General features: G+C 64.0%; 9 protein-coding genes. 6 read left to right on the top strand and 3 right to left on the bottom strand.

Annotated features, from left to right (window positions below; all coding sequences use genetic code 11):
- From AAGI46_13640 to hisB, 3 genes are all read left to right on the top strand, one after another.
- A partial coding sequence (locus tag AAGI46_13640) for a hypothetical protein (protein ID MEM1013247.1) occupies positions 1-190 on the top strand: 190 nt, incomplete at its 5' end.
- An 18-nt stretch (positions 191-208) separates the two neighbouring features.
- A complete protein-coding gene (hisC, locus tag AAGI46_13635) occupies positions 209-1,264 on the top strand; it encodes a histidinol-phosphate transaminase (GenBank protein ID MEM1013246.1) in 1,056 nt (351 codons plus the stop codon).
- A gap of 96 nt (positions 1,265-1,360) precedes the next feature.
- Complete coding sequence (gene hisB / locus AAGI46_13630) at positions 1,361-1,957, top strand: imidazoleglycerol-phosphate dehydratase HisB (GenBank protein ID MEM1013245.1); 597 nt, start codon at positions 1,361-1,363, stop codon at positions 1,955-1,957.
- A 1-nt stretch (position 1,958) separates the two neighbouring features.
- Here the strand turns inward: hisB and AAGI46_13625 are convergent, their stop codons facing one another.
- Together AAGI46_13625 and AAGI46_13620 are read right to left on the bottom strand one after the other, a co-directional pair.
- Entirely contained in the window at positions 1,959-2,960 is a 1,002-nt protein-coding gene (locus tag AAGI46_13625) for a hypothetical protein (GenBank protein ID MEM1013244.1), read from the bottom strand.
- Between the two features lie 148 nt (positions 2,961-3,108).
- The gene (locus tag AAGI46_13620; protein ID MEM1013243.1) at positions 3,109-4,467 is read right to left on the bottom strand and encodes a dihydrolipoamide acetyltransferase family protein; all 1,359 of its coding nucleotides are present in this window, start codon (positions 4,465-4,467) and stop codon (positions 3,109-3,111) included.
- A gap of 189 nt (positions 4,468-4,656) precedes the next feature.
- Here AAGI46_13620 and AAGI46_13615 point away from each other — a divergent pair, with 189 nt between their 5' ends.
- Genes AAGI46_13615 through AAGI46_13605 form a run of 3 tightly spaced genes read left to right on the top strand, consistent with a single transcriptional unit; the run spans position 4,657 to position 7,703 of the window.
- Complete coding sequence (locus tag AAGI46_13615; GenBank protein ID MEM1013242.1) at positions 4,657-5,832, top strand: 3-dehydroquinate synthase; 1,176 nt, start codon at positions 4,657-4,659, stop codon at positions 5,830-5,832.
- Between the two features lie 24 nt (positions 5,833-5,856).
- Positions 5,857-6,540: a DUF2461 domain-containing protein gene (locus AAGI46_13610; GenBank protein ID MEM1013241.1), complete on the top strand. Its 684-nt coding sequence runs from the start codon at positions 5,857-5,859 to the stop codon at positions 6,538-6,540.
- A 20-nt stretch (positions 6,541-6,560) separates the two neighbouring features.
- The gene (locus AAGI46_13605; GenBank protein MEM1013240.1) at positions 6,561-7,703 is read left to right on the top strand and encodes an alkene reductase; all 1,143 of its coding nucleotides are present in this window, start codon (positions 6,561-6,563) and stop codon (positions 7,701-7,703) included.
- A 19-nt stretch (positions 7,704-7,722) separates the two neighbouring features.
- Here AAGI46_13605 and AAGI46_13600 read toward each other — a convergent pair.
- Positions 7,723-8,355, bottom strand: a 633-nt coding sequence (locus tag AAGI46_13600; protein ID MEM1013239.1) for a peptidase S10, incomplete at its 5' end; no start/stop codon positions are given.

Below are 8,355 nucleotides of genomic sequence, written 5' to 3'. Positions count from 1 at the left end.
CGCCGTGATGATGGCGACGCATCACAACACCGAGCAGATGCTGACGGCCGAACAGGCGACTGCGATCGCGACCGCGGCCCGCGACGTCGGCTGCGCCGGAATCATCCTCTGGGGCGGACCGTCGGCCTGGACGGCGGAGCACAACTTTTTCGTCCGCGACGTCCTGGGTGCCGCACGACGGTCGGACTGATGCGACTTATCCTCTGGCATGGGTCTGCCCCGGCCACGACCTGAAGTCGAAGCGCTTTCGCCGTACGTCCCGGGCGAGCAGCCATCCGTTGGGCAGCGCGTGGTCAAGCTCAACACGAACGAGGCGAGCTTCCCCGTCCCATCGAGTGTTCTTGCGGCGGCACATACCGACGCGGACGTGCTTCGTCGGTATCCCGACCCGCGGGCGAGCCGCCTACGCGAGATGCTGGCCGAGCGGCACGGCGTGACGCCGGAGCACGTGCTCATCGGCAACGGCAGCGACGACATCCTGACGATGCTCATCCGCACCTTCGTCCCGCCCGGCGGAAGTGCGGCATTCCCGTGGCCGACGTACTCGCTTTATCCCACGTTGCTGCAGATTCAGGGTGCCTCGGCCACAAAACTCGACTGGCTTGACGACTGGCAACTCCCGGCCGACGCGCTCGTTGACGCTGCTGCCTATGCCGTCTTCCTGGCCAATCCGAACGCCCCGAGCGGCACGCTCATCCCGCCGGCCGAAGTCAGCGAGCTCGCCATGCGGCTGGGCGATACGTTGCTCCTTGTCGACGAGGCCTACGCGGACCACGCGAGCACCGACTGCATGAGCCTGGTCGCGTCGCACGAGAACGTCGTCGTGAGCCGTTCGTTTTCGAAGGGCTTCGCGCTCGCTGGGCTGCGTCTGGGCTACGCGATCTCGCGGCCGGAGACGATCCGGCAGATGGACAAGGTCCGCGACAGCTACAACGTCGACGCCCTCGCCCAGGCCGTCGGTGAGGCGGCGATTGCTGCGTCGGACGACTTCGCAAAGCTCCGCAGCGAGGTCTGCGAGCGACGCTCGCAACTGTCGGCCGACCTCTCGTCGCTCGGCTTTGACGTCACGCTCAGCGAGGCGAACTTCGTCTTCGCCAGACATCCCAGAGCGGGCGAGCTGTACCAGTCGCTCCACGATCGCGGCATCTTCGTCCGCTATTGGAACCAGCCCGGTCTCGACGACGCCCTCCGCATCACCATCGGCACCAGCGACGAACACGATGTGCTGCTAAACAACCTTCAAGGCCTGCTTACCACTCCGTAGGGTGGGCCCCGGCCCACCTCTGTCCAATGGTCTCGACGAACCGCTGGTGGGCCAGGGCCCACCCTACGGCCGGCGATTGGCCGATACCTTCTCCATATGCCCCGCACCGCCACCATTACGCGCGTCACCGGCGAGACCGACGTCCGCGTCACGCTCACGCTCGACGGAACGGGCACCGTCGCCGTCGACACCGGCGTCGGCTTCTTCGACCACATGCTCCACCTGCTCGGCAAGCACGCGATGGTCGACCTCGACGTCAAGGCCACGGGTGATCTACACGTCGACGCCCATCACACCGTCGAGGACGTCGGCCTGTCGCTCGGCAAAGCCCTCGCCCAGGCCCTCGGCGACAAGTCCGGCATCCGCCGCTACGGCCAGTGCCGCTTGCCGATGGACGAAGCCCTGGCCGACGTCGCTATCGACCTCTCCGGCCGGGCCGCCTTCGCGGGTGATCTGAAGCTCTCCGCCAACGACCGCGTCGGCGATTTCGACCTGGAGCTCGTCGCCGAGTTCTTCAAGTCCCTCGCCGCCGAGGCGAAGCTTGCCCTCCACATCGACGTCATCCGCGGCAGCAACTTGCACCACATCGCCGAAGCCTGCTTCAAGGGCGTCGGCCGTGCTCTTCGCGAGGCTGTCGAGCTTGACCCCCGCATGGACGGCGTGCCGAGCACGAAGGGGACGTTGGTGGATTAAACTACGCGGCGGAAGTAGGGGATCGAGCTTGAGCGCTTGCGAGAGCAATCGCAACAACCAAGACTATCACCGATTTGACAATCGCCGCGATCTCATCAATTCGGAAGAGTTGCAGCCTCCGAATGAAGGATTCAATCCATCTGGTGGGGCGATTGCCGCTCCATAGTTCAATGCCGAAGAAGTACTGCGACGATGGAATCCACCGCTCCGACCAGTGATCGAAATACAGCGATGGAAACGACGCAATTTGACATAAGGCAAGGAAGCCGATGGCGCATCCAAGAACTAGTGCAATCCACGAGCGCCTCTTACTGAAAACGCTCCTTAACGCGTTGATGAGAAAAGGAGTTGCAAACAAAACTGTGAAGCCAGAAAGTGCGTAGCTCGTGTAGAAGGCAAGATCGCTAAATCCCTGCGGGGCATACCAGATGTAGAAGACGGAGATCGCGGCAACAGGATAGGAGTACCACGGCTGCTGCTCAAGCGGCAGAGAGAACAGTAAACTGGCGATTCCAAGACCGACCAAGCCAACGACAAGAAAATCGAGGAAGAAGTTGTATATGAAAACGATGTAAACGGATAGAACGCCCCAGCGGCGAATGCCGTCTACTCGTGCCTTTCGTCGTCCTCGCTCCGGTGACAGCAGGAGCGCGCACCCAATCACAAAAAACAAAAGCGGTGCAATGTTGAAAAAGAACGTATCCTCGAGGCGACGGCTATTCATCCCGTACTCGAACAGTGCTGGCACAGGAGTTCGCTCTGCCAGGCCGAATCCGAAGTAGAGCCATGGGACCGGTATCAGGGCCAACACCCAGCACCCCGCGAGCATGCGTCGTCGCCAGCGGGGGTCGCTGTCGCGCCATGCGGGGCGACGGGGGAGCTTGGCGGCCTCGATGGAGTCGGCGACTGCGTAGCCGCACTCGGGGCAGACTCCGTCCGGGTCGGTTGCCCGTAGGTCGTAGCCGCAGCGGTCGCACTGCAGAATGTCGGGAGTGTCAGCCACCGACGGGTAAGGTAGCCGGTCTTGCGGACGGGAGCATCAAGGTAAATGGCTGGGTAGCCGGGGGCTTACAGCTCGCGGTCTCGTGACTCTTGAAGAAGGCGCTTTGTCAGTGCTTGCTTCGAGAATTGAGCCCGCGACGTGGATCGCCTTACACAAGCATCATGCCCGGTTCCTCGATCATGCTCTTGAGCGTGGCGAGGAAACGGGCCGAGTCGGCACCGTCGACGGCTCGGTGGTCGGCCGACAGCGTGACCGTCATGACCGACCGTGCGACGATGCTGCCGTCGTCGGCGACGACAGCTCGCTTCGTGCCGGCACCGATGGCGAGGATGCCGACCTCCGGCGGGTTGACGATGGCGATGAACTCCTTGACGCCGAACCCGCCGAGGTTGCTGACGGTGAAGGTCGCGCCGCTCATCTCGTCGCCCTTGAGCTTCTGCTTGCGGGCCTTGTCGACGAGCTCTTTGCTCCGCAGGCGAATCTCGCGGAAGCCCATCTGGTCGATGTTCTTGAGAACCGGGACGATCAGGCCGTCGTCGAGCGCGACGGCCATGCCAAGGTTGACGTCGCCGTGCCGCGTCATCGTCGTGCCGTCGAAGGTCGTGTTCAGGACCGGGTGCTTCTGCAGCGTTACGGCGACGGCCTTGGCGATGATGTCGCCGATGGAGAGGCGAATGCCTTCCTTTTCCATCGTCTTGTTGAGGCTCGCCCGCAGGGCCTGGGCGTTGTCGAGCTCGATGTCGACCGTCTCGTAGAAATGCGGGATGTTCTGCTTGGCCGTTTGAAGGCGCTGCGCGATTGTCTTGCGCATCTTCGACAACTCGACCTTGTCGACCTCGCCCGAGGCGATCCGCTGCGGCAGAGCCGGCGGGGCGACGGGCGGCGGCGTGAGGGCGTCGTCGTGCTGGACGCGATCTGGGCCTTTCTCGACATGCATCGTCTTGCCGCCAGAGTCGACGAAGTCGAGGACGTCCTTCTGCACAATCCGACCGCCTGGGCCGCTGCCGGTGAGCTGGCCGAGGTCGATGCCCTCGTTCTTCGCGATCCGCTTGGCCAGTGGCGATGCTTTGATTCGGCCGCCCGTGCCGTTGGTCGATTGCCCGTTCGCGGCGGGGGCTTCCATCGTCGCAGTGGTTCCCGCGTGCGATGCTTCGGCGGCATCTTCCCCTGACGCCGCAGCGGCGGCCGCGGGTTCGGGTGACGATGAGGAAGAAGCCGCGCTGCCGGCTGCCCCCGCGTTCTTCTTCACCTCGGCCACGTCCTCGCCTTCGAGCGCCACCACCGCCAGCGTCTGCCCGACGGCAGCGGACTCTCCAGCTTGAACGAGGATCGCAGCGATCGTGCCTGGCTCATCGGGCCCTTCCATCTCCATGGTGGCCTTGTCGGTCTCGATTTCTGCAACGACGTCGCCTTCATCGATTTTGTCGCCCTCGTTTTTCACCCATGCCACGAGCGTGCCCTCGGTCATGGTGTCGGACTGCTGGGGCATTGTGATGGTGGCGGGCATGGCCAAAACATAGCGCTTCACGCGGATGTCCGCACGCCGAGCAGCCCGACGAGTCACGGGCGACGTAAACTCCACCGGTTGGCCCGACTGGCCGATGTACACAGCGAGGCCGACGTGCCTCCGCCCTCGTCACCGATGTCCGCCGCTGCCTCTCAATCCGCCCGACAAGTCTCACGCGCGAGTCCGAGAATGCGTCTGGTCCCGGCGGAGACGGCGTCGCAGAGGGCTTACGACGCCGAGTTTGCCGTCCCGTGCGTCCATCGGCTGCGTTTCACGCATGATGTCCTCGGCGATGATGCAGGCGTGCTGCTGGAGTGTCTGCATCCGACCGAGTCGAGGGTGCGCGTGCTGGTCTGCGTCGATGCAGGCGTTGCTGAAAGCGATCCGTCGCTGCGAGTGCGTCTGGACGCGTTCTTCGATCGCTTTTGCGAGCGCGTCGAGCAGGCGGGCAGCATCGTCACGATCGATGGTGGCGAGGCGTGCAAGAACAGCGGCATCGCCGTCGAGGGCGTGCTTAAAGCGATTAACGAGAACGACCTTGATCGTCGGAACTACGTCCTCGTCATTGGCGGAGGTGCCGTGCTCGATGCCGTCGGCTATGCGACGGCTGTCGCGCATCGCGGCGTGCGTCTGGTCCGTCTGCCCACGACGACGCTCGCGCAAGATGACAGCGGCGTCGGCGTAAAGAACGCCATTAACGTATTCGGCAAGAAGAACTGGCAAGGCACGTTCGCCGTGCCGTGGGCCGTCATCAACGACGAGACGCTGCTCAAGACGCTGCCGGATCGCGACTATCGCAACGGTTTCAGCGAAGCGGTGAAGGTGGCTCTGCTGAAGGACGCGGAGTTCTTCGACGAGCTGTGTCAGAACGCTTCCAGGATTGCGCATCGCGACCCCGAGGCGAGCCGCCGTGCGATCGAGCAGTCGGCACTCCTGCACCTTCGGCACATCACCGAGGGCGGCGATCCGTTCGAGGCTCTCGAAGCTCGGCCGCTCGATTTTGGTCACTGGTCGGCCCATCGCCTGGAGCCGATGACCAACTTCGAACTGCGACACGGCGAGGCCGTTGCAATCGGGCTGGCACTGGACTGTCTGTACAGCGTCCAGACCCAAGGCTTCGATCCGGGCGACTCGGACCGCGTCATTCGTTGCCTGCAGGACCTCGGCATCCCGCTCGGCCACCCGGCGCTCGAGCGAGAAGACGAAATCCTCGTCGGGCTCGAGGAGTTTCGCCAGCACCTCGGCGGCCGGCTCACAATCACGTTGCTCCGCGGCGTGGGTGACCCGGTGGAAGTGCACGAGATCGACGCGGCCGTCATGCGGCAGTGCATTCGAGACCTGCGGCAGCGCTCCGTCTCTCCCTGACGGCTGGTCCGGTATAACACGCCAATGCCCGGCATCGCGAGAGAAACGACGCGTTTCCTGAAGCAACTCGCAAAGAACAACGATCGCGAGTGGTTCAAGAGCCACGCCGACGAGTGGGAGGCCGCCCGAAGCGACTTCCTGGCGTTGATCGCGGCGTTGCAGCCGGGACTCGAGAAGGTCAGTGAGTTCGCGTGGGTCGACGCGAGCAAAACCGGCGGCTCGATGTTCCGCATCCATCGCGACGTTCGCTTCTCCAAGGACAAGTCGCCGTACAAGACGAACCTCTCCGCCGTCTTTCCGCATGCGGGCGTCGAGGGGAAGGTCGACGCACCGTGTTTTTATCTGCAGGTCTCGCCGACGGAAACGATGGTGGCGGCCGGGCTTTACGGGCCGGATGCGAAGTCGCTGAAGCTCATTCGCGAGGCCATCGCCGACGATCCGGCTGCGTGGAAGCGCGCGACGTCTGGCAAGAAGTTCGACGAGCACTTTGCGATGACGACTGACAAGCTCAAGCGGCCGCCAAAGGGCTTCGACGCAGATCATCCAGCGATCGAGGAGATCAAGCGAACGCGGTTCGCCGCGATGACCAAGCCCATTTCGAGCGACGTCGTCCACGGCGGTGGCTTCGACAAGGAGATCGTGCGTCTGTGCAAGATCGCCAACCCGCTGGTCGCCTTTGTTTGCCGTGCAATGAAGCTGCCGTGGTGAAGGGGTCTACGTTGTCGGGCATGGCTGACGCTGACACCCACCCGCTGCTCCGCCCGCTCAAGAGCGGCCGACTCACATTCGAGAACCGCGTCTGGATGGCGCCGCTGACGCGCTGTCGGTGCGACGTGCCGGGCAACCTCGTCACGCCGCTGCACGCGCTGTACTACAGCCAACGCGCTTCAGCTGGGCTCATCATCAGCGAGGCGACGCAAATCAGCCACGAGGGCCAGGGCTACGCACGAGCGCCCGGCATCCACACGGACGAGCAAGTCGCAGCGTGGAAGGTCGTGACGGATGCCGTCCACGTCGCCGGCGGGCGGATCTTCTGCCAATTGTGGCACGTCGGAGCCATCAGCCACAGCATCTTCCAACCTGGCGGCGGATCGCCGGTATCCAGCAGCGCTTGGCATCCCGAAGGCAAGGCATACCTGGGCGACCTTGTGCCCGACGGCGAGCGACCACGGCATCCGCTGGCGCGGGCGTTGGAGCTCGACGAAATGCCGCGTTTGCTCGACGACTATCGCCATGCCGCCCGCTGCGCTGACGCTGCCGGCTTCGACGGTGTCGAGCTGCACGCGGCCAACGGCTACCTCATTCAGCAGTTCCTCGACCCCAACATCAACAAGCGAACGGACGACTACGGCGGAAGCGTCGACAATCGCACTCGGCTGCTGGGTGAGGTGCTCGATGCGCTGCAGGACGTTCTCGAACCGGATCGCATCGGCGTTCGCCTCTCGCCACCTGTTTGGCTTGATAAGGCGATGGTCGAGGAGACATGGCTCGCTGCGACCGATCGCTGTGCGGGTCGTGGCCTGAGCTATTTGCACGTCCTTCGCACGGACAGCTTCCGCGAACGCGCTGCCAACCTCGAGCCGACGAGCACGCTCTTCGGCAAGATGAAGTCCGCTTTCGCCGGTCCGTTCGTCGCCAACGCCAGTTTCGACGGGCCCGAAGCGACGGAGTGGATCAAGCATGGCTACGCCGACGCCATCGCCTTCGGCCGGCCGTTCATCTCCAATCCCGACCTTCCGACCCGCCTCGCCACGGGCAGCGACGTGAGCGAGTGGGACCAAAGCACGTTCTACGGCGGCGGAGCGGCGGGCTACACGGACTACCCGAGCCTGCGATCGCCCGAACCGCTCAACCGCTCGGAACGCAGCTGATGACGTTCCAGCGGCCGCGTCATTCCGGGTCAATGAATCGCCGAATGTCCTCGCCGATGCGGACGCGTTCCTCGGCAACGTGGTACATCATGTGCCCGCCGGCGTAGTAGGACTCTGTGATGCGTTCACGAACCTCCGGCGGGACGTCGAGCTGGTCGATCGTGTAGTCGGCCCCATACCACGGCGTGGCGAGGTCGTAGATGCCGTTGGCGAGGAACAAGCGAATGCCGGGGATTTCGTTGAGCGCTCGCTCGAGGTCATCGGCGACGTTGAGGTAGCCGCCGCTGTAGCTTCGCATTGAGTCATTCGTCGCCGCCCAGGGACGTGTGCGACGGCTCAGCACCTCGTACGCGAGGTCGCTCTCAAAGCCGAGCTTTGAGCGGACGTAGTCGTTGAAGGCACCGGCGTAGAGCCCGTAGTAGCCGCCGAGCGACGGGTCCGTCGAAGGCTCTGCCGCGGCGGGATCGCGATCATGCCCGGTCAGCCGGCCGTCCATTCGGCCGACGATCTTCCGCTCGTTGGCCAGCAGTCGCTTCATAAAGCGGAACGGCCCGACGCGGAGGTCGTTGATCATGACGAAGTCCGCGTCCAGCCCGGTGAGCGTCGCATACTCCTCCGCAATCGCACGCCGGCCTTCTTCGTCGAGCGACTG

Source organism: Planctomycetota bacterium (genome assembly GCA_038746835.1).
Classification (GTDB): domain Bacteria; phylum Planctomycetota; class Phycisphaerae; order Tepidisphaerales; family Tepidisphaeraceae; genus JBCDKH01.
The sequence above is the reverse complement of the archived record's forward strand: the minus strand, read 5'-3'. Positions and strand labels throughout refer to the sequence as shown.

Excerpts from the sequence above, each read along its gene's own strand:
- hisC (MEM1013246.1), top strand. The coding sequence starts at position 209 with ATGGGTCTGCCCCGGCCACGACCTGAAGTCGAAGCGCTTTCGCCGTAC.
- hisB (MEM1013245.1), top strand. The coding sequence starts at position 1,361 with ATGCCCCGCACCGCCACCATTACGCGCGTCACCGGCGAGACCGACGTC.
- AAGI46_13620 (MEM1013243.1), bottom strand. The coding sequence starts at position 4,467 with ATGCCCGCCACCATCACAATGCCCCAGCAGTCCGACACCATGACCGAG.
- AAGI46_13615 (MEM1013242.1), top strand. The coding sequence starts at position 4,657 with ATGCGTCTGGTCCCGGCGGAGACGGCGTCGCAGAGGGCTTACGACGCC.
- AAGI46_13610 (MEM1013241.1), top strand. The coding sequence starts at position 5,857 with ATGCCCGGCATCGCGAGAGAAACGACGCGTTTCCTGAAGCAACTCGCA.
- AAGI46_13605 (MEM1013240.1), top strand. The coding sequence starts at position 6,561 with ATGGCTGACGCTGACACCCACCCGCTGCTCCGCCCGCTCAAGAGCGGC.